Annotated in this window: 24 protein-coding genes; 13 read left to right on the top strand and 11 right to left on the bottom strand. The window is 40.0% G+C overall.

The features are described from left to right. Nucleotides 1-114 precede the first annotated feature (114 nt). The 6 genes from MMU05_RS07090 to MMU05_RS07065 all read right to left on the bottom strand — a co-directional run bounded on the left by MMU05_RS07090 (nucleotide 115) and on the right by MMU05_RS07065 (nucleotide 5,715). On the bottom strand, nucleotides 115-1,083 hold the full coding sequence (locus MMU05_RS07090; RefSeq protein ID WP_241140979.1) for a transketolase family protein: 969 nt from the start codon (nucleotides 1,081-1,083) through the stop codon (nucleotides 115-117). Nucleotide 1,084: 1 nt separating this feature from the next. Then, complete coding sequence (locus MMU05_RS07085; protein WP_241140978.1) at nucleotides 1,085-1,936, bottom strand: transketolase; 852 nt, start codon at nucleotides 1,934-1,936, stop codon at nucleotides 1,085-1,087. Nucleotides 1,937-1,945: 9 nt separating this feature from the next. Beyond that, nucleotides 1,946-2,395: a thioredoxin-dependent thiol peroxidase gene (gene bcp, locus MMU05_RS07080; RefSeq protein WP_241140977.1), complete on the bottom strand. Its 450-nt coding sequence runs from the start codon at nucleotides 2,393-2,395 to the stop codon at nucleotides 1,946-1,948. Between the two features lie 29 nt (nucleotides 2,396-2,424). Next, a complete protein-coding gene (locus MMU05_RS07075) occupies nucleotides 2,425-4,281 on the bottom strand; it encodes a M23 family metallopeptidase (RefSeq protein ID WP_241140976.1) in 1,857 nt (618 codons plus the stop codon). Continuing rightward, nucleotides 4,268-4,879: a fumarylacetoacetate hydrolase family protein gene (locus MMU05_RS07070; protein WP_241140975.1), complete on the bottom strand. Its 612-nt coding sequence runs from the start codon at nucleotides 4,877-4,879 to the stop codon at nucleotides 4,268-4,270. The genes MMU05_RS07075 and MMU05_RS07070 overlap by 14 nt, the downstream gene beginning before the upstream one ends. Before the next feature lie 284 nt (nucleotides 4,880-5,163). Next, a complete protein-coding gene (locus MMU05_RS07065; RefSeq protein WP_241140974.1) occupies nucleotides 5,164-5,715 on the bottom strand; it encodes a hypothetical protein in 552 nt (183 codons plus the stop codon). Nucleotides 5,716-5,914: 199 nt separating this feature from the next. Between MMU05_RS07065 and MMU05_RS07060 the strand changes: the two genes are divergently transcribed. Continuing rightward, entirely contained in the window at nucleotides 5,915-6,376 is a 462-nt protein-coding gene (locus MMU05_RS07060) for an antitoxin Xre/MbcA/ParS toxin-binding domain-containing protein (RefSeq protein WP_241124672.1), read from the top strand. Between the two features lie 6 nt (nucleotides 6,377-6,382). After that, nucleotides 6,383-6,838: an RES family NAD+ phosphorylase gene (locus tag MMU05_RS07055; RefSeq protein WP_241140973.1), complete on the top strand. Its 456-nt coding sequence runs from the start codon at nucleotides 6,383-6,385 to the stop codon at nucleotides 6,836-6,838. A 259-nt stretch (nucleotides 6,839-7,097) separates the two neighbouring features. On the opposite strand, the gene serA is transcribed toward MMU05_RS07055, so the two are convergent. From serA to MMU05_RS07035, 4 genes are all read right to left on the bottom strand, one after another. Next, nucleotides 7,098-8,990: a phosphoglycerate dehydrogenase gene (gene serA, locus MMU05_RS07050; protein ID WP_241140972.1), complete on the bottom strand. Its 1,893-nt coding sequence runs from the start codon at nucleotides 8,988-8,990 to the stop codon at nucleotides 7,098-7,100. Between the two features lie 134 nt (nucleotides 8,991-9,124). Next, nucleotides 9,125-9,616 carry an NUDIX hydrolase gene (locus MMU05_RS07045; RefSeq protein ID WP_241140971.1) on the bottom strand — a complete coding sequence of 164 codons (492 nt, stop codon included), beginning with the start codon at nucleotides 9,614-9,616 and terminating at the stop codon, nucleotides 9,125-9,127. Further along, entirely contained in the window at nucleotides 9,613-10,236 is a 624-nt protein-coding gene (locus MMU05_RS07040; RefSeq protein WP_241140970.1) for a CatA-like O-acetyltransferase, read from the bottom strand. Before MMU05_RS07040 ends, MMU05_RS07045 begins: the two co-directional genes overlap by 4 nt. Before the next feature lie 10 nt (nucleotides 10,237-10,246). After that, entirely contained in the window at nucleotides 10,247-11,098 is an 852-nt protein-coding gene (locus MMU05_RS07035; RefSeq protein WP_241140969.1) for a DUF2911 domain-containing protein, read from the bottom strand. Between the two features lie 202 nt (nucleotides 11,099-11,300). Between MMU05_RS07035 and MMU05_RS07030 the strand changes: the two genes are divergently transcribed. Next, nucleotides 11,301-12,221, top strand: a complete 921-nt coding sequence (locus tag MMU05_RS07030; protein WP_241140968.1) for a 2-hydroxyacid dehydrogenase — start codon at nucleotides 11,301-11,303, stop codon at nucleotides 12,219-12,221. A gap of 12 nt (nucleotides 12,222-12,233) precedes the next feature. Further along, nucleotides 12,234-13,076 (top strand): universal stress protein, encoded by an 843-nt coding sequence (locus MMU05_RS07025; protein ID WP_241140967.1) that lies wholly within the window; start codon nucleotides 12,234-12,236, stop codon nucleotides 13,074-13,076. Between the two features lie 5 nt (nucleotides 13,077-13,081). Here the strand turns inward: MMU05_RS07025 and MMU05_RS07020 are convergent, their stop codons facing one another. Then, entirely contained in the window at nucleotides 13,082-13,807 is a 726-nt protein-coding gene (locus MMU05_RS07020) for a tetratricopeptide repeat protein (RefSeq protein ID WP_241140966.1), read from the bottom strand. Between the two features lie 106 nt (nucleotides 13,808-13,913). Here MMU05_RS07020 and holA point away from each other — a divergent pair, with 106 nt between their 5' ends. The 9 genes from holA to trmB all read left to right on the top strand — a co-directional run bounded on the left by holA (nucleotide 13,914) and on the right by trmB (nucleotide 24,486). Then, entirely contained in the window at nucleotides 13,914-14,936 is a 1,023-nt protein-coding gene (gene holA, locus MMU05_RS07015) for a DNA polymerase III subunit delta (protein WP_241140965.1), read from the top strand. Between the two features lie 15 nt (nucleotides 14,937-14,951). Further along, complete coding sequence (locus tag MMU05_RS07010) at nucleotides 14,952-17,939, top strand: tetratricopeptide repeat protein (protein WP_241140964.1); 2,988 nt, start codon at nucleotides 14,952-14,954, stop codon at nucleotides 17,937-17,939. A gap of 16 nt (nucleotides 17,940-17,955) precedes the next feature. After that, nucleotides 17,956-19,632, top strand: coding sequence for a TonB-dependent receptor (locus tag MMU05_RS07005; protein ID WP_241140963.1), 1,677 nt, complete (start codon nucleotides 17,956-17,958; stop codon nucleotides 19,630-19,632). A gap of 97 nt (nucleotides 19,633-19,729) precedes the next feature. Then, the gene (locus MMU05_RS07000; protein ID WP_241140962.1) at nucleotides 19,730-20,479 is read left to right on the top strand and encodes an SPOR domain-containing protein; all 750 of its coding nucleotides are present in this window, start codon (nucleotides 19,730-19,732) and stop codon (nucleotides 20,477-20,479) included. 1 nt (nucleotide 20,480) lies between these two features. Beyond that, nucleotides 20,481-21,173 carry a MotA/TolQ/ExbB proton channel family protein gene (locus MMU05_RS06995; RefSeq protein WP_241140961.1) on the top strand — a complete coding sequence of 231 codons (693 nt, stop codon included), beginning with the start codon at nucleotides 20,481-20,483 and terminating at the stop codon, nucleotides 21,171-21,173. Nucleotide 21,174: 1 nt separating this feature from the next. After that, the gene (locus MMU05_RS06990; protein ID WP_241140960.1) at nucleotides 21,175-21,567 is read left to right on the top strand and encodes an ExbD/TolR family protein; all 393 of its coding nucleotides are present in this window, start codon (nucleotides 21,175-21,177) and stop codon (nucleotides 21,565-21,567) included. Between the two features lies 1 nt (nucleotide 21,568). Next, a complete protein-coding gene (locus tag MMU05_RS06985) occupies nucleotides 21,569-22,528 on the top strand; it encodes an energy transducer TonB (protein ID WP_241140959.1) in 960 nt (319 codons plus the stop codon). 3 nt (nucleotides 22,529-22,531) lie between these two features. Next, nucleotides 22,532-23,821, top strand: coding sequence for a bifunctional folylpolyglutamate synthase/dihydrofolate synthase (locus tag MMU05_RS06980; protein WP_241140958.1), 1,290 nt, complete (start codon nucleotides 22,532-22,534; stop codon nucleotides 23,819-23,821). A gap of 2 nt (nucleotides 23,822-23,823) precedes the next feature. Beyond that, nucleotides 23,824-24,486 carry a tRNA (guanosine(46)-N7)-methyltransferase TrmB gene (gene trmB / locus MMU05_RS06975; RefSeq protein WP_241140957.1) on the top strand — a complete coding sequence of 221 codons (663 nt, stop codon included), beginning with the start codon at nucleotides 23,824-23,826 and terminating at the stop codon, nucleotides 24,484-24,486. Nucleotides 24,487-24,694: the final 208 nt, after the last annotated feature.

The raw sequence follows: 24,694 nt of genomic DNA, 5'->3' as shown, positions 1-24,694 counted from the left end.
TGGTTGGGGAACAATTAGCGGTTCTGTGGACAATGGACTGTCGTCCGTGGACGAATATCCGCATTCGATAAAGTCTCCAAAAGCCCAACGTGCAACATTGCGGATATTCATATTTTATTTTCTTGCGATAGCTTTTTTGGCTGCCTTCACAATATTTTCTGCATTCAAACCATATTTTTCCAATAATTGAGTGGGCGTACCTGATTCTCCAAAGGAATCCAATACTCCGATATATTCTAGCGGAGCAGGGTTGTTTCTTGCCAAAGACTGTGCAATGCTATCTCCCAAGCCACCGTTGATCTGATGTTCTTCTGCGGATACAGCACATCCTGTTTTGGCAATGGAAGCCAACACTGCCGCTTCATCAAAAGGCTTGATGGTGTGGATATTGATCACTTCTGCATAGATGCCTTCTTCGCGGAGCATGGCTTCTGCCACGACAGCTTCCCAAACCAAATGTCCTGTTGCGAAGATGGTTACATCTTTACCTTCGATCATTTTCCATGCTTTACCGATTTCGAATTTTTGGTCTGCCGGTGTGAAAATTGGCCAAACAGGACGTCCAAATCTCAAATATGCGGGACCGACATGGTCTACCAAGGCTAAAGTTGCGGCTTTGGTTTGATTGTAATCGCATGGATTGATGACAGTCATATGCGGCAACATGCGCATCATGCCCACATCTTCCAAAATTTGGTGTGTTGCTCCGTCTTCTCCCAAAGTCAAGCCTGCATGAGAGGCACATATTTTGACGTTTTTGTCGGAATAAGCCACAGATTGCCTGATCTGATCATAAACCCTTCCTGTGGAAAAGTTGGCAAAAGTACCCGTAAAAGGAATTTTTCCTCCAATAGCCATACCTGCAGCCAAACCTATCATGTTTGCTTCAGCGATACCTACCTGAAAAAATCTTTCAGGAAATTCTTTTTGAAAGGCTCCCATTTTCAATGATCCGATCAGGTCAGCACAAAGTCCTACGACATTTGGATTATTACGTCCTGCTTCCAACAATCCGTCACCGAATCCTGAGCGGGTATCTTTTTTATCCGTGTAGGTATATTTTAAGTCTAAGGTCTTTTCCATTTTAATAGTCTCCTAAAGTTTCTTCCAATTGTCCCAAAGCATTTTCAAGTTCAGCATCACTCGGTGCCACACCATGCCATTTGTGAGTGCCTACCATGAAGTCTACTCCGTAACCCATTTCGGTATACAGGAGAATCATCACAGGTTTTCCTTTTCCGGTAAGTCCTCTTGCTTTAGCCAGACCATTTACTACTGATTCTATATCGTTTCCTTTTTTTACTTCGATCACATCCCATCCAAATGCTTCCCATTTTGCTTTCAGATTCTTCAGATCCATTACCTTGAGTGTTGGTCCATCTATCTGTTGCCCGTTATAGTCAATGGCCGCAATCAGGTTGTCTACTTTGTGGTGCGCAGCGTACATGCCGGCTTCCCAAATCTGACCTTCCTGTTGCTCGCCGTCACCCATCATCACATAGACAAGCTTGTCGTCCTCATCAATTTTTTTGGCTTGGGCAACACCGATGGCTACAGAAAGTCCCTGTCCCAATGAACCGGAAGCGATTCTGATTCCCGGAAGTCCCTCATGAGTAGCCGGATGCCCCTGAAGCCGTGAATTCAATTTCCTGAATGTCTCCAATTCCTCTGTGCTGAAGTATCCGCTTCTGGCCAATACACTGTACCAAAGTGCAGAAACGTGCCCATTGGAAAGAAAGAACATGTCTTCACCCTTGCCATCCATCTTGAATTTGCTGTCGTGCGTCATCTCATTGAAATAGAGCGCAACAAAATATTCAGTGAGGCCTAAGGCAGCGCCAGGGTGTCCTGACTGTACGGCATGAACCATACGGAGGCAATCCCTTCTAACTTGAGAACAGATTTGTTTGAGTTGATCGATAGATTGTTTTTCCATTAGTTGGAATTATTTGAGTATTTGATTGGTATGGTTTTTAGTATCTACTTTTTCGATTATTTCTGTCAAAATCCCATTTTCATCTATGACAAAAGTGGTTCTTGCAGTTCCCATATACTTTCTGCCATACATGGATTTTTCTACCCAGGTACCGTATGCTTCATGGACTGTGAGGTCTTCATCAGCAATGAGCGGGAAGGGGAGATTTTGTTTTTCGATAAATTTGAGGTGGGATTTTTCAGAATCTGAACTTACTCCAATCACGATAAAACCTGCTTTTTGCAATGCTTCATAATTGTCTCTGAGGTTGCAGGCTTGTGCCGTACATCCCGGGGTGGCATCTTTTGGATAAAAATAAAGGACGACTTTTCTTCCTTTGAAGTCGGAAAGTTTGATGATGTTTCCGTTTTGGTCTTTGGCTTCAAAACTTGGCGCCGGATTTCCTACTGCTAATGACATAATGGTTTTTGTTTAAAGTTGAAGATTGATTAAAGTTTGGTGGTATAGCGTTTTTCATTCCCTGCCATATCCCTTACTATCAATAGAACTTCTCCTTTGAATGGTTGTTTATCTAATTTTTCGGACCAGATCACACTTTGTTTGTGTTCATACCTCATGAGTATCCATTTTCCGTCAACGTAAGCTTCAAAATCTTTGATACCGGATTTATTATCTTTGATCACAAATCTCAACTCTGAGGCATTGACCCTGACCGGGGCAATTGTAGGAGCGGACCTATCGACGTCCAGAACAAAAGTACCAAAATTTCTGGTTTTGAATCTGATATCTTCTGATTCCCATTCACCACCAACGAAGGATTTTCGTCCATTATCTGCCTGAAAATAGACATGGGTGTTTTTTTTGTCTCCTATATATCCGGTATTTCTGATAAGTACTTCCATGTTGCTTTGAAGGTATTCAGAAGGACTGTTGATTCTGATGGATGGCCCATTGCCATTTTTTTTCCTTTCTATGCGGAGAAATAGATCATCCAAAAGTGTGTTTTCTGAAAATTTGATTTCGACATCATTATTGGCAAAAGAGATTTCTTCGCCAAAGGGAATTTTGACAAGGACACCGGGTTTAATGATTTCTGTACAAAGGTCTACCGAGTCAGGAACGCCATAGCGCATATCCCAAAGGTAGTTTCTTCGGCCATCTTGGATATAGGCAGGAGGGATTTCCATTTCAAGACTGTTTACAAAAACCTTGGCCAAAGTACCCCATTCTGAACCGGCAGTCTGAATGACCATCACTTCCTTATTGAATGATATATTGGTAGTCTTATTTGCAGAAATGGCCTGGCTTCCTATCTGAGTTTTTGCATCTTCTCCCTCGACCTGCAGACTTAGAACCCGGGCATTGCCGAAGTAGTCTTTCATCGTGACTTTTAGCTGCTTTTTCTCCCCTGTTTTGGCAGAGATAGCGCCGGCAGTCAGGGAATCCGGTTCGTATATCTTGAGTTGATTGTTGGGATACTGGTAGAGTCTGATAAACCTGTTTTGGTACATATGACTCAAAAAGAACCTCCCTTTATTGAAGTCGACATGGTCAACATTGATACGGTAAAGCGGTTTTTCGTTTTCGAGCATTTCTATGACCGGAATCCCAAAAATATTATTGACACCGTCCATTTTATCCACCGCATAGATTTCTACACCAACCCGTCCAGTAATTTTTACAGGTTGGTGAAGAATATACCTTCCGCCTTCGATGATGGGGGTAAATTCTTGTCTTTGGTATCGGCCATTGACCCTAGCATCAGAATCGAGTGGGCTTAGGGCGATTTTGTATAAAACCGGAGGTGTTTTGTCCACTACTTCTTTGAACCTAAAAATAAATGGGTCTATGGCACGGTCAAGGCTATCTCTGATTTCGAAATGTAAGTGCGGTCCGCCTGAACTCCCTGTATTGCCACCATTTCCTATGATTTCCCCTTTTTTGATGGGGAGGAATTCAGGATCAGGAAATACTTCCAATTCGTTTTTCTGGGCAAAGTACATCTCCTTCCGCATGAATTCCATGATCTTGGGAGAGAGATTCCGAAGATGGGCATAGACGGAAGATTGGCCGTTGGTATGCTTGAGGTAGATGATATTGCCATAGCCAAAGGAAGAAATTTTGATCCTGTACACGTATCCATCAGATATGGCGAGGATGGGTTCTCCATCGACACCGCCGATTTTGACATCTATTCCCGAATGGAAATGGTTGGGACGGATCTCACTGAAATTTCCTGATAGGAGATTTCTGCTTCCGGGCTTGACCGGAAAAAGGTATTCCTGGGCATGGAGGAGGAAAGGAAAAAATAAAAATAAAATGAGGAGGTATTTACTTGACTTCAAAATCCAATAGCTTTTTGTCTTCTATAAACGCTTCTAACCTATCTCCAACAGAGACTTTTCCAACCCCCGCAGGAGTTCCTGTAAAGATGAGGTCCCCTTTTTTCAAGGTGAAAAATTGGGACACATATTCAATGATTACAGCAAAATCAAACAACATCGTGGAAGTATTTCCTTTTTGCCTCAACTCCCCATTGATATGGAGGTGAAAATTGATATCTGCAAAATTTTTGAACTCCGACACAGGTAAAAATTCCCCGATGGGAGCGGATCCGTTAAAAGCTTTGGCGATTTCCCAAGGAAGTCCTTTTGCTTTGCATTTATCCTGCAGGTCTCTTGCAGTGAAGTCAATCCCGATCCCGATTTCATCAAAGTACCGGTCAGCAAATTTTTTTTGGATATGTTTGCCTTCCTTACACACCTTCAAAACCAATTCTACTTCATGGTGGATATTTCCCGAAAAGTCAGGATGGTAGAAGGGAGCGTTGTTTTTGAGAACGGCTGTATCAGGCTTCAGGAATACGACAGGGGCGGAGGGGCGTTCGTTTTTCAGTTCCTCGATATGTTCCGCGTAGTTTCTTCCGATGGCAATAATCTTCATAAGGGAAGGGGAATTTTGACTAGGGCAAAGAAAGGGATTTTTTGTGGAAAGACATAGGGGTATTATCCAGGAGGCTGACCCTTAAGCTGGTAAAATTGGTGTTTTTTTTAATTTAAAAAAGCCTATAGTTCAAAACCTTCAACCAAAATGGAAAGAGCCCTAAAGGTCAGACTTGATTTTATTAAGGAACTTAAATCAGGACTAAGAATGATTAGTGGGTTGAAAAATATTTACTGCCTCCAAATACTCACAGAAGAGTTTTTTCTTATTTCCGACATCCAATTTCAATGATTAACCTTTTGGAAAGAATAGGTAACCTTTGCATCTACCCATTCATTTGTGGAATGGTCAAACAGTCTTTGTGAAGTCACCAATTCCACATAGTTATTTCCAAGATTGGTTTTTAGAGTTTCAATGACAATTTCCTCATGGATTTGCTCTGGAAACTCAAATTGATAGGGATATGTATTCCAAGATAAAGTAAGTGCTCCATTACTTTCTTTGTCGACTCTTCTTCCATTCTGATAAAACTCTAAGTAAACTTTGTTTTCAAATTCAAAATGATGGGGAAGCCTAAGAATGACTTGAGAAAAATTAACGTTAAAATATTCAGGGCTATAGAGATTTAGAAAAGTTAATCCTGAATATTCACCTTTACTTTCTAGTTGTGCGAGTAAATTCTCTGAAACATAACCATCTCCCGTGAGATCCAATGGTTGTTCAGCAATTATTGATTGTGGCAGATATTCACCAAAAATAGTTTCAGGATCTTCTTTTTCTGCACAAGAAATAAAAAGTAAACCAGTGAGTACGAAGCTGAGGATTTTCTTAATCATAGCAAAGTGGCGAAAGTTGAGTTTAAATTTCGTGAAAGCTTATAGTTTTTCCAAATTTAAACTAAACTTATTCTGATAAATTTTCGAGAAATTAATTGAAGAGAAAGGAAGGAATTTTGTCTCCGAAAAAAAGTGAGAAAATATATAGATTTACCGGACAAATTACGTTATCTTAGAGGACAAATTACGTGATATTGGAATGGAAAAGAAACCCTCAATTGTAAGCGAGCCCGCGGTGGCCTATTACAAAAAGTCCCGATTGTCTGCCCATGACATTTTGAATGTGGAATACGGAAGATTGGATGAGCCATTCCAAAGGGTGGATACTTTCCGTAAAGGCCTAAAAAAGAGATCCTTTGAGGGATTGAAAGAAATATCGGGTCTTGATAATAATACTTTGGCGGCAGCTTTGGCTGTCTCCGCTAAGACACTTCAGAGAAAAGATGTTTTTGATGTCGTTCAATCTGAAAAGATGTATGAATTGGCAGAGTTATATGCTTTGGGTACCAATTATTTTGGCAGTGAGGGTTTTAGGCGTTGGATGGAGAGGCCACTTTTTACCATTGGTAATAGAATTCCACTTGATCTTCTTGATGTTTCTGAAGGCCTTGATATTTTAAAGACCGAGATTATGCGCCTGCAGCACGGTATTGCTATTTGAGGATAGATGAAAGTTTACCGTATTGCTTTGAATCAATATTGCGATGTCAGTGGTGAAGGTGCCAAATTGTATGGAGGCAGGTGGAATTTTCAAGGTTTTCCGGCTTTATATGGGAGCGCATCCATTTCTTCTTCTTTGTTAGAAAGACTTACGATTGATTCCGAATTATTTTCTTCAGAAAGGTATGTGTTGTATTCGGTCATGGAGTTTGATGTTCCAGACAAAAGTGTATTTGTTCCGGACATGAATGAGTTACCGGAAGGGTGGGATGCAATACCACCTTTGAAAGTTTCTCAGGATTACGGAACTCAATTACTTCAAAGTGGAATCCTTTGTTTTGGTGTGCCTTCTATTGTCGATAAAACTTCACTCAACTTTGTGATCAATCCATTATCCCAAAATTTTCCTTCAGTTACTTTCCGGGTTTATCCTCTAAATTTAGATCTACGGATTATCCGTTAAAAAAGAAAAAAGGTCCAAGATTTGATCTTGAACCTTTCAAAGGAAGAATTTCATTTCTTCTTTTCATCAGTTTTTTTACCTGGTAACATCAGTTTGATTATAAAACCAAAGCCTATGATCAGGTGGAGAAGAATCAGAAACAGGATTATTTTTGTACCGAAGGTCATAACCTAATTTTAGAGATTGTACAACTTTCCAAAACCTCAGTTCCACTTTATTTTAGCATTAAAATCTAAAATCTTTCAATTGCTTTAATATCTCAATAAAGTACCCTAAATCTGATCGTACCAGGAATTTCTTTCATAGCTTCAATCATTTCAGGAGAATAAGCCTTATTGATATCAGAAATCACATATCCGATTTTTTCATTGGTCTTGAGGTATTGGCCTACAATGTTGATGTTGTAGCTGGCTAGGATTTGGTTGATTTTAGCCAAGACGCCTGGTTCGTTATGGTGGACATGGATCAACCTGTGGGCATCTTTTAAGAATGGCAATTGGATATTGGGGAAGTTTACTGAATTGTAAGTATTTCCTGTATTGATGTATTCCATGATTTTTCCCGGAACAAATCTGGCAATGTTTTGCTGGGCTTCCAGGGTAGAACCACCGATGTGAGGTGTCAGGATGGTGTTTTTCATACCTATCAATTCTGAAGCGAATGGCTCATCATTATTTTTTGGTTCGTGAGGGAATACATCCACTGCAGTACCGGCAATATGTCCTGATTCCAAAGCAGCTTTCAGTGCAGGAATATCTACTACATGGCCTCGGCTGAGATTGACGAGATATGAACCTTTTTTCATCATCTCAATTTTAGATTTGTCGATCAGGCATTTGTTGTCTTTTCGGCCGTCCACATGTAGGGTTATCACATCACAGGTCTTGAGCAATTCATCCAAAGAATCGATTTTTGTGGCATTTCCGAGCGCAAGTTTTTCGATGACATCATAGTAGTAGACATCCATGCCCATGTTTTCTGCCAAAACTGAGAGTTGGGCACCGATATTTCCATATCCTACAATTCCTAACTTTTTACCTCTGATTTCAAAACTGCCTGAGGCAGATTTGTCCCAGATTCCTTTGTGCATTCCGTGGCTTTTGTCATGGAATCCGCGCATCAGGAATATGATTTCAGCAATAGCCATTTCTACTACCGAACGGGTGTTGCTGAAAGGAGCATTGAACACAGCAATGCCCTTTTCTGTACAAGTTTCCAAATCAATCTGATTGGTACCGATGCAAAAGGCGCCGATAGAAATCAGCCTATTCGCATTTTCAAGAATTTTTTTGGTTACATTGGTTTTGGAGCGTATGCCAAGGATACTGACGTTTTTGATTTTTTCGGCAAGTTCTTCTTCGTTAAGGGCAGAGCTGATGACTTCTACATTATAGCCTTCATGTTTCATCAATTCCACGCCGATTGGGTGGACATTTTCTAGAAGGAGTACATTGATTCGGCTTTTTGGGTAAGAGAATTTCTTGTTCATTTTATTGACGTAAAGGATTTCATCTAAACTAGGGGCAATGTGGTCCGCTTTGGAGGTCACTTTTGGTCTTTTGACATTTTCAGTGAAGGCGTAGAATTTATTGGCAAGGCCTGATTCTTTGATTTCATAATCCGTGTAGCCATCTCCAATTACGTAGATGTCTCCTTCGAGATTGAGTGTTTTGATGGTTTTGGATTTACCGCCGTTTTTGGAAAGGACATTGTCACGGTTGAAATCTATGATTTTGCCGGCATCGTCATAGATAAACTCATTGGCAAAAACATTTTCAGCTTTGATTCCATACTCCCCGACTATGGGCGTGATAAAATCCTTGAAACCGTTGGAAATGATGATGATATTGTCTGCGTTTTCTTCAAAAAATTCTTTGTTCCGCTGAAATGATTTGGAAACTTTTGTTTTCAGTTCGGTGATCAACTCAGAGATTTGAGGCTTGGAAGCTTCCAAGATATCCAACCTTCTTTCGAGACTTTCGCGGAAGTTGAGACTTCCTTCCATCCCAAGATCGGTGATGTCTTTGATTGCTTGGATTTTTTCAGCTCGTTTTGGATCATTCTTCAGACTGATTTCTCCCAGCACATCCAAAGCTTCAACCTGTGTAAATGTACTGTCAAAATCAATAATAAATTTCTTATTGTGGGGCATTATTGCTGTGGATTTTTTATGATCTAAGCTCAAAATTAGCATATTATTAAAAAGTAATCCCTTTTATTGAACAAAATACTTTTGTGATTTTTGGCACTTAGTCCTGAAATCGATTGAGAAGCTTACATTCATATTTATCCGATCAGTCTTTCGCCCGTCAACTCATTGACCAACCATTTGATCTCCATGTTTTCATCATATTCGGAATCAAGAACGAATTTTTCTTTGTCCAAAAGAAATCTGTAAATATACCAATCTGTCTTTGGGGTAGGGATATTTAATATCTGATCAAATGAAATCCACTCCAACGTGCCTTCATTACAATCCGGAGGTGGTATTTTGTCAATTTCGGCCAAGTATATATAGCTGATCCAATTGTAGTTGATAGGGGACGTTTCAGTCAGGATGCCACAAAAATCCATAGTTTTGATCAAGATTCCTGTTTCTTCCATTGTTTCCCTAATGGCACCGTCAAGTGGAGTTTCGTACGGATCTAATTTGCCTCCGACAGGGGTATAGAGGTCTTTATTGGGTTCCTTTAGTCGTTTTAAGAGCAGGAAACTATCTCCGTTTTTGAGTACACAGATTGTTGCTGCTTTTTTTATGCCAATGGGAATGCTGCTCATCTATCCAATAGTTTTTGAAATTCATCTATAAACTGACCGACATGATGCCCATCCATCAGGGCATGGTGTACGTGAATGGATACTGGCATGGTTTTATTTCCCCCAGAATCTGTGACTTTACCAAATGAGATCTTTGGGCATGAATCAGAAAATGAAAAACTTCGGGCGTGTGACAATGAAGTAAAGTCAATCCAAGGAATGGAAGAGAAATGGATGACATTTTCTCCTGAACCCGAATGATCAAGCCCGGTGCTGTTTCTCACTTTTTCTATTTCAATTTTGGCATATTTCTCAAATTCCTTAAAATTCTCAAAGTAATCCATGTAAGAAAAGCCAAATGTCCCATTTTCACGGTTGATGGTGGGGGAAGCATTGATTTTTTCAAATATCAATACTTGGCCATCTCTGATTCTATACCGGAATGGTTCTATGGAATTTGCAGCCTGAAGGGCAGAATGGAGATAATATAGAAAAAACGAACTTCCGGTTAATTTGGCGTTTTGATAGGCTTTTGTACAGTTCAGCCTTACCGTCACCCCAAAAAATGGTTCTTCAAATTTGCTGAAAAACAAAAAGTGGTCTTTGCGGGACCACTTTTCAATATCAAGAATCTTAAACATGTTGTAAATATTATTTAATGGATTTGATCAATCTCTCATTAAGACCGACGTAATCAGGATTTTTAGCTTCCTTGGCCATTTCCATAGATTTTGTAGCGCTTTCTATTGCCTCTTTTTTCTTGCCCAAAGCCAGCTCAATTTTAGCTTTTAAGTGCATTGTCCAGTATTTTGGATCTTCGCTGACAGATTTTGTAATCCATTCATAGGCCAGATTCATATCTTTATTATTGGTAAAATAATAATTGGCAGCCTGATATAACAAACCGGGATTTTCAGCTTCCTTATCAATGACCAATGCTTTGATTTCAGCCATTACGATACTGTCTACCTCGGTTTCGATTCTGAATTTGACCCTGGTGGTTTCCCATTTCATGGCAATGGTAGCTCCTGTGTCGGTCATGTCCACAAAATTGATTTCCATGGTTTCGTATTTTTGACCTGTTTTTCCCGATTTTACCTTGAATCTGACAAGGTCATCTTTTGCATCATATCCTACAGCTCCCCATAGTTTTGTGTTTTTGGAAAGGATAATGGTCCATTCATTCTTGTCAGGAATGGAATAAAGAGCATAAGATCCGGCAGGAATAATATTTCCTTCGACTTTTGCTTCATTCTTAAATGTGATGATAGTAGCACCGTTTGCGCCTGTTCTCCACACTTCCCCAAATGGAACTAATTCCCCGAATATTTTTCTTCCTTTGGTACTAGGCCGACTATATTCAATGCTAACATCTGTAAGTCCTATTTTTTGACTTATGGTTGCAGTTGGACTGGCTTGGGGCATTTGTATCTGTTGGGCTACAGCAACAGTAGATAATGTGAGGATTATTATAAATTGCAATAAAATGGATTTGCTTTTCATTTTTTTGTATGTTAATTTAGTTGAGTTAGAATTGACGTTTGTAAAGATAATAAATTATTCAATCTGTAGAATTTAGGGCTTTTTGAATATGCATAATCAATATTTTGGATGATTGGACATATTGTAACCGCTTAAAAAATTGTTTTTTAATTAATAGAATAGAAAGGCAATTTTGAACCGGATTTTAATTTTAGAAAGAAGAATGAGTATAGCAATTATTTCACCTGGAAGGGATGTTAGTTCTTGGGTAAAAACTTTTAACAAAGCAGACCCGACTGTCGACATTCAAATTTTTCCGGATATCGGGGACAAAGAATCTGTAGAGCTTGTCATTTTATGGCAGCATCCAAAAGGTATTCTCAAGGAATTTCCCAACCTGAAGCTGATATGCTCAATGGGTGCAGGAGTTGACCATATTTTAAGTGATCCTGAGATACCACTTACATTGCCGATCACCAGAATTGTTGATCCGGGGCTTACTGTTCCAATGACCAATTATGTGGTCATGGCCACTTTAAACTACCAAAGGCAATTGTACAGGTATCAGTCCAATCAAAAAAAGAAGATTTGGGATATGAGTAATCCCGAACTTGATCTTCAGGTTGGAGTCATGGGGGTCGGGGCATTGGGTGGGGATGTTATTGAAAAATTGAAGATGTTGGGATTTTCGGTGTTTGGATATGGTAACAGCCCTAAGTCAAGTACGGATTACCCCTATTTCTATGGAGATGAACTACCTCAATTTTTAAATAATGTAAACCTTATTATTTGTATGTTACCTTTGACACCTAGCACCGAAAATATTCTGAACCTGGATTTTTTTCGAAAGTGTAAAAAAGGTACTTACATCATAAATGTAGCGAGAGGCAGTCATCTTGTAGAAGATGATCTGGTGACAGCAATCGGTGAAGGCATCATATCAGGTGCTTTTTTGGATGTTTTTAGGAAAGAACCTTTGCCACAAGAACATCCCTTTTGGAATTCTGACAAAATTACAGTTACGCCGCATATAGCAAGCGTAACAAATCCAAATTCTGCCATACCACAAATAATTGAAAACTATAAAAGGATAAAAAGCAAGAAAAAACTACTGAATCAGATAAACCCAATTTTAGGTTATTAACAAGTCAATAAAATGGACACTACTTTTAAGATCGTTTGCCCGACAGATTTCTCTGAATGTTCACTCAATGCCATAGAATACGCTGCCAAATTGGGAGAAATGTACAAAGCCGATTTATTTTTATTCCACGTCCCTGACAAGGAAGATTACCAAAAACTGGCTTCAAGTGAATTTCACGCCGGAGACCAATACAGTTTTATTCAAAAAAAGCTGGATAATCTGGTGAAAATTGTCAGCCAGGAAAGTATTCCAAAAGGATTGAAATCCTGCCAAAGTGAATTCATTGAAGGAAAGACTGTCAACACAATTTTGGATTATGCTGATGCCAATAATGCCGACCTGATCATCATGGGAACTGAAGGTGTCAATGATTTTAAGCAAAATTATATTGGCACCAGAGCGAGTAGGCTGGTTGAAAAATCTGAAAGAGATGTGATGGTTATTCCTAGGAAGGTTTTTTTCAAGTCCCCAAAAAAGCTGGTGTACGCTACGGACTATTTGGAAGAAGATAAATTGGCCGTTCAAAAAGTGGTTGAATTGGCCAGATTCTGGGAAAGTGAAATCGATATAGTCCATGTAAGTACCAAGATGAAGAATATCGATAAGTCCTTACATATTACGATGGTGCAAGAGATAAAGCCATTTATCAAATATGAAAAAGTGAACTTTGTTCTCAAATCCTACAGAGACGAACCGGGACTCGGCCTAGAAAATTACCTGATCATTGCCAAAGGCGATATTCTGATTACCCTAAGCAAAAAGAAAACTTGGTTTGAACAGATTTTTTCCAACAACCTTTCGAGGAAAATGTCTTATTTCATCAATAAGCCACTACTTGTAATCAAAAAAGTGTAAGCGTTCTATTTTGAAGAACCAACAAACTTTGATTTTATAAATACTACAAACTCTTGTCGGGTAGAAGGGTTGGTCAGGATATTTCTGACCATTTGAAGATAGCTCCCGGCTGTCATTTTTTTTGTACCTGTCTTGGACGGATTTTCGGTGCGGTTTTTGTCCTGTATTTTTGTTTCAGGTGAGGATTCGGTTGTTTCTCTTGGCTTATACCCAATAAGGTCATCGGCTTTTGAGAAACTTGATTTTGCCCTTTCTTGGTAGCCTAATTTTTCCTCCACCAAGCCTTTGTTATTATAAGCTACTGAGTCCTCAGGATCGAGTTCTATTGCTTTTTCATAGTCCTCAATTGCCCCAGCCAAATCCCCGATTCGGTCCCTAAAATATGCCCTGCTTGCAAATCTGTAAGGATTTTTAGGGTCAAGGTTGATAGCCCTGTCAAATTCAGTCATGGCCTCTTCATTATTCTTCATCAAATGGAGGACGACAGCCCTGTCGTTGATGTAGGAGGGATTATAGGGGTCAAAGTCAATCAGTTTGTCGAAATCGCTCAAGGCCGAATCAAAATCTCCCAAACGGGTATAAACCCTTGCCCGGAAAAAGTAAAATTCAGGGTTTTTACTATCGTCTTCGATGGATAAATTGATTTGGGTTAACGCCTCTTGGAATTTTCCCTCTTTAAAATAGGACACACTTAGTTGAAATTCTTCCACGTCTGTTATTTGTATTTTCAAGTAAATACAAAATTAAGGGTAATAAAGTTTAAAATTACCTAAGTGCTCATGCGGTATTCTTTTCCCAAAATGTTTTCTTTATATCTTTGAACCGAAAACTCAAACCATGGCCAATAAAGCAGAAGATGTATTGAAAGACCTCAAATCGGGGAAATATGCACCTATCTATTTTTTGCAAGGTGAGGAACCTTTTTTTATAGATCAGATATCAGATTTTATTGAGGCCAATGCTTTGCAGCCTCACGACAAAGGCTTCAATCAGGTGGTCATGTATGGCAAGGATGTCACAATACCCGACATTTTGAACAATGCCCGCAGGTTTCCCATGATGGCCGATAGGCAGGTGGTCATTGTGAAAGAAGCACAGAATATCCCGCAGCTTGGCAAAGAAGAAATCGATCAGATGCTGATCAATTATATCAAGAATCCCCTTCCAAGCACCATTTTGGTATTTGCTCATAAGTACAAAAGTGTAGATGGAAGAAAAGCCTTGGCAAGGGAATTGGACAAAAGCACTGTTTTTGTCAAATCTGAGAAGATTAAAGACAATTTGTTGCCCGGTTGGATAGAAAGTTTTGTTAAAAGTAAAGGCTATTCTATTGACAATACAACTTCGTTTTTTTTGGCGGACAGCATTGGAAATAACCTTGAAGTAATCTCCAACGAGCTTTCAAAGCTGTTTCTCAACCTTCAAGGCGAAACAAAAATCACCAAAGACCATATCCAAAAATTCATTGGGATAAATAAGGAATACAACACTTTTGAGTTGACCAAAGCAATGGGAGTGAAAGATGTGGTTAAGGCCAATAAAATCATCCATTATTTTTCTCAAAACCCCAAAAGCCATCCGGTGATACCGATTATAGCTCTGGTTTATAACTTTTTTAGCAAAGTCGCCTTGGTCCATTTCAACAAACAGATGCCGGACGCAGAACTTGCGCGAGTGACCGGGGTACATCCATATTTTCTAAAAGAATACAGGATTGCTGCGAATAATTTCCGCTTGGGCAAGGTTATTGATTGCTTCGCATACATTAAAGAGGCGGATTTGCGTTCTAAGGGAGTCGATGCAGGGGAAATGGAAGACAGGGAAATTCTTAGAGAATTAGTATTTAAAATTATGCATTAAAGGCATCATTCACCCATGAGGAAAAATTTTGTAGTGTTTTTGATTTTGTGGAGTACCCACACCGTAAGTGCGCAGACAGGTTTATACCAATCAGGCAATCAGAAAGTTTTAGACGATAACTTTGAATTGTTCGACAAACATCTTTTTTCAGCTTCAAGGTTTGAATATGAAGAACTTAAAGAAGCCTATTTTGATGAAAGTCAACTGGTGTTGGTGGACTTTTTCCACGCAATTTCAGCCCTGAAAATAGAAAATCCCGGAGCAGCCGATCTCGTCAATAATTTTATAAGGACATATCCCAACCATCCCAAAAAGAACGAGGCGGCATTTATATTAGGCAGTTTCTATTTTGACAAGAAAAATTACCGGGAGGCTATACCTGCATTTCAAAAAATCGAAACTTCAGCCATCAAACCTGACCAAAAATCAGAAATCTATTTCAAGACAGGGTATTCTTTTTTTCAGCTCAAGGATAATAAAAATGCCTTGAATTATTTCAATCAGGTAAAGGTCGAGAGGGGTGAGTATTCGGCAGACGCCTATTATTATGCAGGGTTTATTTCAAAAGAAGCAGGAAATTTTGATCAGGCTATCAAGGATTTCAAGGAAGCAGAAAAAGCAAATTTCTATGCACCCAAGGTCCCCTATATGCTTGCGGGAATTTATTACCAACAAGGGTATTTCGATGAACTGATCGCCTATGCAGAACCGGTTTTGAAATCCCGGCCCAACCTAGACCGCAAGGAAGAAATCCATTTATTTTTAGCCGAAGCTTATTTTGAAAAGAGAAATTTTGCAGCGGCAGCACAGAATTATGATGCTTTTGTAAATGCCAAAAAAAGGGATTTGGATAGGTCACAAATCTACAAAGCGGGAGTAGCCCAGTTTGAAATTGGAAACTTCCAAAGAGCTACAGACTATTTCAAAGTATCCGCAGTCATAGAAGATGAAATCGGACAGGTTTCCAGTTATTATCTCGGGCATGCTTATCTCAAATTGAACAACCCCCAGTTTGCTTCAACAAGCTTCAACGCTGCCTATAAGAACACGAGTGATCCAAAAATCAGGGAAGATGCTTTGGTGAATTTCGCCAAAGTCAATCTAGAGAGGGGGAGTTTTCAGGAAGCGGTCAACGCACTTGATGCTTATTTAGAGAATTTTCCAAATGGGATTTATGCAAATGAAGCCGAAACGTTGTTGACAGATGCGCTCATCAATACCAACAATTACCTGCGGGCCATTGAGCATATTGAAAAAATGCCCAAAAAGTCGGATCGTCTGAAAGCTGCCTATCAAAAAATCACTTTCTACCAAGGTATTGTCTATTATAGGGACAAAAAACATGATCAGGCAACAACCTATTTTGATAAATCCTTAGCCTCTCCGGTTGACAGGGATTTGGTGATTCAGGCCCATTTTTGGAAGGGAGAAAACTATGCTACTACTGACCGTAGTCCCCAAGCCATCAAGTCGTATGAAACGCTCCAAAGTCTCAATCCAAAACCTACCGATCCTTATTTGTTGAAATCTTACTATGGGTTAGGCTACACCTTTTTTAACCTACAGCAATATGCCAAAGCAGAAACCCAATTCAGACAGTATGTCGAAAAGGGAGGCAAAAACGATGACCCCGACAAATATGATGAGGCTTTGGTTAGGTTAGGTGATGTGTATTTTGTCCAGAAAAAATTCCCTGAGGCACAGACAGCCTTTCAAAGGGCAATAAATGAGGGAGGTTCTTCTGTTGATTATGCCTATTTCCGGTCAGGGGTGGTTTTTAATTTCCAAAGCAGAAATCAGGAAGCCATAAGCCAATTGGATAGATTGATCACGGGATATCCTAACAGCTTGTATTTTGAGGATGCGCTTTACCAAAAGTCGCAGATCAACATGGAAGAATCACGCTATGCAGATGCTCGCGAGGGATATTCAAGGTTGATCACTTCCCGTCCTAACAGTCAATTTGTTCCTTACGCTTTGGAGGGTAGGGCTGTGGCCAATTTTTCTCTCCAAAATTATGATCAGACGATAGAGGATTATAAGACGATTTTGCAAAGGCATCCCAATTCTTCCAATGCGGAAGCGGCACTTGTTGGATTGCAGGAAGCCTTGGCGCTTCAGGGAAGGTCCGGGGAGTTTTCCCAATATCTTGGAACATACCGAAATGCAAACCCTGACAATAAAAGCTTACAAAACCTTGAATATGAGGCGGCAAAAAACCTTTTCTTCAGCAATTCCTTTGACCAATCCATCAATGCTTTTTCCGGGTATTTGAAAAACTATCCGCAATCTGCCAATAGGGATGAGGCCAATTACTTCATCGCCGATGCACATTACAAGTTGGGAAGAAAAGAGCAGGCTCTGGCCTATTTCTATGAAATTGAGAAGGTCAAAACCTCCGTTCAACGGTCTAAAGCTGTCCCGAGAATTGCCGCCATTGAGATGGAAAACAATAATTATAAGAAGGCGATAAGTTTTTACAGGGAAGCCATCAACTTTTCCAGAAATAAAATTGAGGAATTTGAAGTCTTCTCAGGGTTGATGAGGGCTTATTATGAGACACAGAAATTTGATTCTGCTGCATATTTTGCAGATAAAGTAATTCCGCTTGGAAGCGTGACCCAAGATGCTGTTCCTGAAGCAACCTTGGTTAAAGCCAAATCCCTACGGCAATTGAAAAAAACAGCCGAAGCTGACGAAACGCTGATGGATTTGATCAATGAATATAAGACAGTTCATGGTGCAGAAGGCTTGTATCTTTTGGCAGAAAGCCAAGCTTTGAAGGGAAGCTATCAGCAGTCGAACAATACCATATTTGACTTCTCAGGCCCATTCTTCCCACATGATTATTGGTATGGAAGATGTTTTATTCTTTTGGCTGATAATTACCTGAAACTGAATGAGGTGTTTCAGGCCAAAGCAACTTTGGAATCAATTCTTGAAAATTCCAATAACACTGAAATCAAAGAAATGGCAAATAAAAAATTGGCTGAAATAAAATAGTATGAAAGAAAATCAGATGAAACAAACCGTCCAAAAGGCTTTCATATTTGCTGTTTTAGGCCTTATAATATTGGTGGGAGTTCCCAAATTGGCATTTAGCCAGGAAAAAGGGGAAGTCAAAGACCAGGAATTTATTATCAGAAAGGACAGGGTACTGACATTGCCTGTGCAGCCTCGAAGATTTGAACGTGCACCGGCATTGCCTTCTGCAAAAGGAAGTACTAGCTTTAACTACGATGTGAAGCAATATTTCCTGACCCTTCCACCGATTGGGATCAAAGCGGAAGCTTCACAAAAAAATTTCCCGAAAGTGACAGAGGAAAAATACCCCGGATTTGCCAGGATAGGATACGGCAACTACGGTTCCCCGCTTTTGGAAGGAAGGTATAATCTCTGGGAGGATGAAAATTATAATATAGGTGCAAAATTCAGGCACCAAAGTTTTGCCAAAGGACCGGTAAGAGGGTCTGAATCTGCCGAAAGCTTCAACGATTTCGGATTAGACGGTACTTATTTCATGGATGTGTTTCAGCTTTATGGAGGGGTTAAGTATGACAGGCATAAATTCAATTTCTATGGTTTTGATCCGGCAAACCTGAATTTGGTGGACTATCTGCCGAGCCAAAATATCTTTAATACTTTTCAGTTATTTGGGGGCATTCAGAATATTGACAAAATGGACGGAGTCAATTACAATGCAAGGCTAGGCATCCGGGCTTTCAATGATAATTTTCTGGCTTCTGAAAATGAGGTTTCTATCACTGCCAATTCTTCTTATTGGTATAATGACAATTTGAACGGAACCATTGATTTTGATATATCTCTTACAAGTCCAAAAGATGAGTTTTATGGAGATATCAATAGAAATTACTTTAAAACCAAGCCAAACATAAGTTACAGGGATGAGGCATTGAAAATATCCGTCGGCGTAAATATTGTGTTTGAAAATGATGTGACACTCAATAAAAAATCAGATTTTCATGTTTTTCCAGCCTTGGGTGGCGAATATATGCTGAGCAAAGAAATCGGCATTTATGGGGCTTTCGAAGGAGATGTATTGAGGAAAACTTACTACGATTTTGTGATGGAGAATCAGTTTTTGGGACCAAGTACCCAATTACTCAATACCATCCAAAACTTCAAAACAGGTGCAGGTATCAAAGGAACCTTGCTTCAAGGCCTCACTTATGAAGCAGGATTCAATATAGGGAAATATAGGAATATGCACTTTTTCGCAAATAGTCCTTCCGACAGCTTGAGGTTTAATTTGCTTTATGATGAAATGACCCGAGTCCTGAATTATACTGTGAAAGTGGGTTGGGAATATGAAGGATGGTATAATTTGACGGCAACTGCAGATTATTTCAATTATTCTTTAAGTACCTTGGGGGCTGCTTACCAAAGACCAGAATGGGAGATTACACTCAATAATCAATTTAAGCCTGCCGAAAAATGGCTAGTTTATTTCAATGCCCATCTGATGGGCGGGATAGTTGGATTCAACCAGCAAAGTGACCTGACAGAAGTCTTACCTGCGATTTTGGACTTACAATTAAAGGCTGATTATCAGATAACAGAAAGGATTTCAGCATTTGCAATAGGCAATAACCTTTTGAATAGAAATAACCAGCGGTTTTTGAATTATCCGGTAAGGGGAATTCAAGGTATTGTAGGAGCAACAATTAAATTTTAGATTTACTTTGGCTTTGATTGATACCTTTGTTCAAAAACCAATTTGCCAATTCACCCATTTCATTTAGTTTGCAAGGCTTTAAAGATTTAAACCGATAATGAAAAAGGATCCTGAAAATACCCCCAATTCAGACGATAAAGACTATGGCTTTCCTTTTGTGAAAGTCGAGCCCTTACAGAATCCTTTGCAGAATGAAACTTTTGCTCTTTCAGATGAAGATAAGGAAAAGGGATCCGTTCCAAAAGAAACCTCAGAAAGTTCTGTTGTCCCACCTGCTGCCATCCAACACAAATCAAAAGAAAAACCTAAGAAAGAAAAAAACAGGGTTCCTTTGTTACTCAGTCTGGTTGTATTGATTTTGGTTGTTTTGGCTTCAATGGCTTATTTCCTTTATTATAGTCCTGGACAAAACGGGAAAACCGAAACATCCGAAGTAACAGAAGAAAAAATCGAAACACCACAAGTGGAGCCCCAAATTGAAATCGAGAATCTTCCTGAATCTGTAGCGGATAGCCTTCCTGTTAATGTTGTGGAAACACCTCCCGCAGTAATTCCAGCACCGACCAACTCTACGGCCTCAGGTGGAAAGCTGATCGTATTGAATGCCAAAGAAGACGTCAGCTATTACCATTTGGTAGTCGCCAGTCTTCCCAATGAAAAAATAGCAAGGGAAGAAGCTCAGGTCTTTTTAGAAAAAGGAAAAGATATCTGGCTGATTTTTCCATCTGGAGATACCAGAAATTACCGTCTTTCCGTTGGAAAGTACAGCAGTTTTAAATCTGCAACCGAAGCATTGGCAGCAGCCAAAGCTGACTTTAATGAATCTACTTGGATTTTGAAATATTAACATGATTTTAGCACAAACCTTGAGTACCGATGGCCAAATGATGGCTGATTCTCTTTCTTTGATGGAACCTGGCAAACCAAGTATCGGGTTGCTTGACTTATTGATCAAAGGTGGATACATGATGATCCCGCTATACATTCTTTTTGTAATCGCGGTTTTTATTTTTGTGGAAAGACTGATTACCCTCCGCAAAGCGGCAAAATCTCCCAAACACCTGATGGACCAAATCAAAATTTTGGTGCAGAGCGGCAAAGTGGACCAAGCAAAATTTCTTTGTCAGGGTGAAAGTACACCTGTTGCGAGCATGATTGCCAAAGGCTTGGAAAGGATTGGAAGTCCTCTGAAAAACATTGAAGTTTCCATTGAGAATGTCGGAAAAATAGAAATCTATAAGCTGGAAAAAAATCTGGGGATTTTGGCTACTGTTGCAGGTGCTGCCCCCATGATTGGTTTCTTGGGAACGGTGACGGGAATGATCCAGGCGTTTATTGCAGTGGCACAGGAGGAGGGAATGGTTTCCCCCAAATTATTGTCAACAGGGATCTATGAAGCGATGATAACCACAGCCGCAGGTTTGGTAGTGGGGATTATTGCCTACTTAGGTTATAATTACCTGGTCAGTCAGGTTTCCAAATTAGTCCACAGTATGGAATATACCTCTGTGGAATTCATAGACTTATTACAGGATAAATAATATGGGCTTACAATCCAAACATAAAGTAGATGCCGCTTTCAGCATGTCATCCATGACAGATATTATCTTCCTGTTATTGATTTTTTTCATGTTGACTTCTTCTTTTATTACCCCTTCAGGGCTTCCTGTGAATTTGCCATCAAGCGAAACTTCGGATATTATCATGCAGGAAGTGACCGTGACGGTAACCAAAGACCTCAAGTTTTCCGTTAATGATAGGGTAGTAAGCAGGGATCAGATCAAATCTGAACTTACCACTCTTCTTAAGGAAAAAAAAGGGCAGGTAGTCCTACATATTGACAAGCAGGTTCCGGTGGAATATTTGGTTGAAATCGGAGGCATCGCTGCAAGTTTAGAAGCAAACGTTTCAATCGCAACACAACCCTATAAGTAGTATGCAGATTTGGGAAACAGATAACCAAGAAGCTGAAAACAAAAGAAAAGCGCTGATCATCACCATTTTGGTGAATGTGCTGTTGTTGATTGCTATCTATTTTATCGTGGTATGGAAAGAACAAATTCCGCCGCTTCCAACCTACGGCATGGAATTGAATTTGGGATTTACGGACCAAGGCAGCGGAAATAACCAAACCACTACGCCTGCATCTGAAACCCTCACCAATAATACCGAATCTCCTGCACCGGGGGAACAAGCCACCAAACCTGTCGAATCTTCTGTACCTGTTTCCGAACCAAAAACTGAGGCTGCAAAACCTAAATCTTCCCCTGCCAAAACAACTTACGAGTCCCCATCCAAAGCCCCAAGCCCGATAAAGGCAAGTGAAAAATCTAGTACGGCAAGCAAAGATCCAAGTCCGGCCAAAAAGGAGCCTACTCCTGTGACCCAACCTTCCACTGCTGAAGCAGAGAAAACTACTACTAAAGCAGCAGAAAAACCAAAGATTGATCAGCGAGCAATTTTTGGAGCAGGAGGAACTTCAGGTACAGGTTCAAAACCAGCCTCAGGAAGTGCACAAGGATCTTCCACCCAAAAAGGGGATGAAGGAAAACCGACAGGCACTGTTGACGGAAGGGCAATAATGGGTTCAGGATCAGGGGAAGGAAATCCCGGACCGGCTTCAGGTGTTGGTCTTGAACTTGCAGGATGGGATTTTGCCTCTAGACCAAACATCAGGGACAATGTATCTACCCGAAACGGGAAAATCGTTTTTAAAATAACCGTTGATGACAATGGCAAAATCGTGCAGGCTGTTCCATTGGAGTATAATGTGTCCAATGAAGTTTTGGCTTATTATAGAACAGTGGTAAATCAAGTCAATTTCAAACGTCAATCCGGTAATCCGACGGCCGATTATTCAACCGGTAAAATCACTTTTATCATCAAAGTCGATTAATCCATGACTTACCAAGAGACGTTGGACTATCTGTTCAATGCTTTACCGATGTTTCAGAGGATCGGAGCCGCAGCATTTAAAAATGATTTGAATAACACCCATGCACTTTGTGCCCATCTTGGTAATCCCGAGAGAAAGTTAAAATGTATCCATGTGGCAGGCACAAATGGCAAAGGAAGCACTTCGCATGCACTTTGTTCTGTTCTGATGGAAGCGGGATATAAAGTTGGATTATATACTTCTCCCCATCTTAAATCATTCACAGAAAGGATCAAAATCAATGGAATAGACATTCCTGAAAATGAGGTTGTTGAATTTGTAGAAGATTACAAGACTTTTTTGGAAGAATTAAAACCGAGTTTTTTTGAAATGACTGTAGGCATGGCATTTTGGTATTTTGCCAAGGAGAAAGTTGACATTGCAGTGATCGAAGTCGGTATGGGTGGAAGATTGGACTCTACAAATGTGGTGATGCCTGAAGTTTCAGTGATTACCAATATCAGTTATGACCATATGCAGTTTTTGGGTGATACTCTTCCGCTGATAGCAGCTGAAAAAGCAGGAATCATCAAGTTGGGAATACCGGTGGTAATAAGCCAAAAGCAGCAAGAAACTTTTTCTGTTTTCCAAAGCAAAGCAGCGGAAGCGCAATCACCCATATATTTTGCCGAAGATTATATTCAGGTCAAAAGATCAGGAAAGAATTCAGACGGCAAGAGATCATTTGAGATCTCAGATGAAGGAAACCAGTATACCATCCAAATTGACCTTCATGGCAATTACCAGGAAAAGAACCTCGCAGGAATCCTTCAGACCATCAAAATTCTCAACACTTTGGGTTGGAAAATCGAAGATAACCAGGTAAAAAAGGGATTGTCAAGTATTGTTTCCAATACCGGCTTAAAGGGGAGATGGCAGATTTTGGGAGAAAATCCATTGATTGTTTGCGATACAGGCCATAATGAAGATGGGATCAGGTTGATTGTAGAACAGATCAATGAGTTGGCTTTCAATCAACTTTTTATGGTCATTGGTATGGTGAATGACAAGGATATTGCAAAAGTACTTTCTATCCTTCCTAAGGACGCCTGGTACATTTTCTGTCAGGCTACTATACCGAGAGCAATGGATGCAGAGGAATTGGCTAAAAAGGCCTTTGAAGCAGGTTTGGAAGGTGAAATAGTCAGGGATGTGAATTCAGCCATCGAAAAGGCCAAGGGCTTGGCTTCAAAACAAGATTTAATATTTATCGGCGGAAGTACTTTTGTCGTCGCCGAAATCAACGATTTGTAATCATGAGCAGAAGAAAACTGGAAAGGTTCAAAGAAAATGAACAAAGCCGTAATGTCATCCAACCCGGAAAAGAACTCTTTGAAACGATCAAGGGACATTGGAAATCTGTTCAATTTGAAAATGAAAATCCTGTAGTCGTAGAATTGGCATGTGGAAGAGGGGAGTTTACTGTTGGTTTGGCGAGGGAATATCCAGGCAGCAATTTTATCGGGGTGGATATCAAAGGATCAAGAATCTGGAAAGGAAGTACCATTGCCATAGCAGAAGGATTGCACAATGTGGCCTTTTTGAGAACCCAAATTCAGTTATTGGAAAGGCATTTTGACCAAGGAGAAATTGCTGAATTGTGGATTACATTTCCTGATCCGTTTCCCCGGGATGGAGATGAAAAGCGCCGTCTGACTTCTCCAAAATTTCTCGAAATGTATAAACCGTTATTGGAGAAAAGTGGAATCATCCACTTCAAAACCGATAATACAGGATTATTTGATTACACTTTGGAGTTGATACAAAGCCGGCCTGACTGTGAAATTTTGATCCATACGCATGATTTTTATGCTTCTCCCTTCAAGGACGAGCATCACGGCATCCAGACAAAGTATGAGAAAATGTTCAGTGAGAAAGGCGAAAAAATCAAGTATTTGAAATTCAGGTTTATAGGTTGATTTATTTTAATATGATTATCCTCTTTTATACCAGTAGCCAAATATCATTTTTCTCCACCTCGGCAAGCTCGGTGAACGGATATCGTGAGATCAGAGGGGGGTGGTAGAAATGCGGCAAAGCCGCATTTCTACCACCCCCCTTCAATATCAATAAATTCCGGTGGTCGAGCCTGCCGAGACCATTCTGTAAGTAATCCTATTCTGGTAA

Origin of the sequence: Cognataquiflexum rubidum (assembly GCF_022538115.1) — a bacterium.
Taxonomy (GTDB): Bacteria; Bacteroidota; Bacteroidia; order Cytophagales; family Cyclobacteriaceae; genus Cognataquiflexum; species Cognataquiflexum rubidum.
The sequence above is the reverse complement of the archived record's forward strand: the minus strand, read 5'-3'. Positions and strand labels throughout refer to the sequence as shown.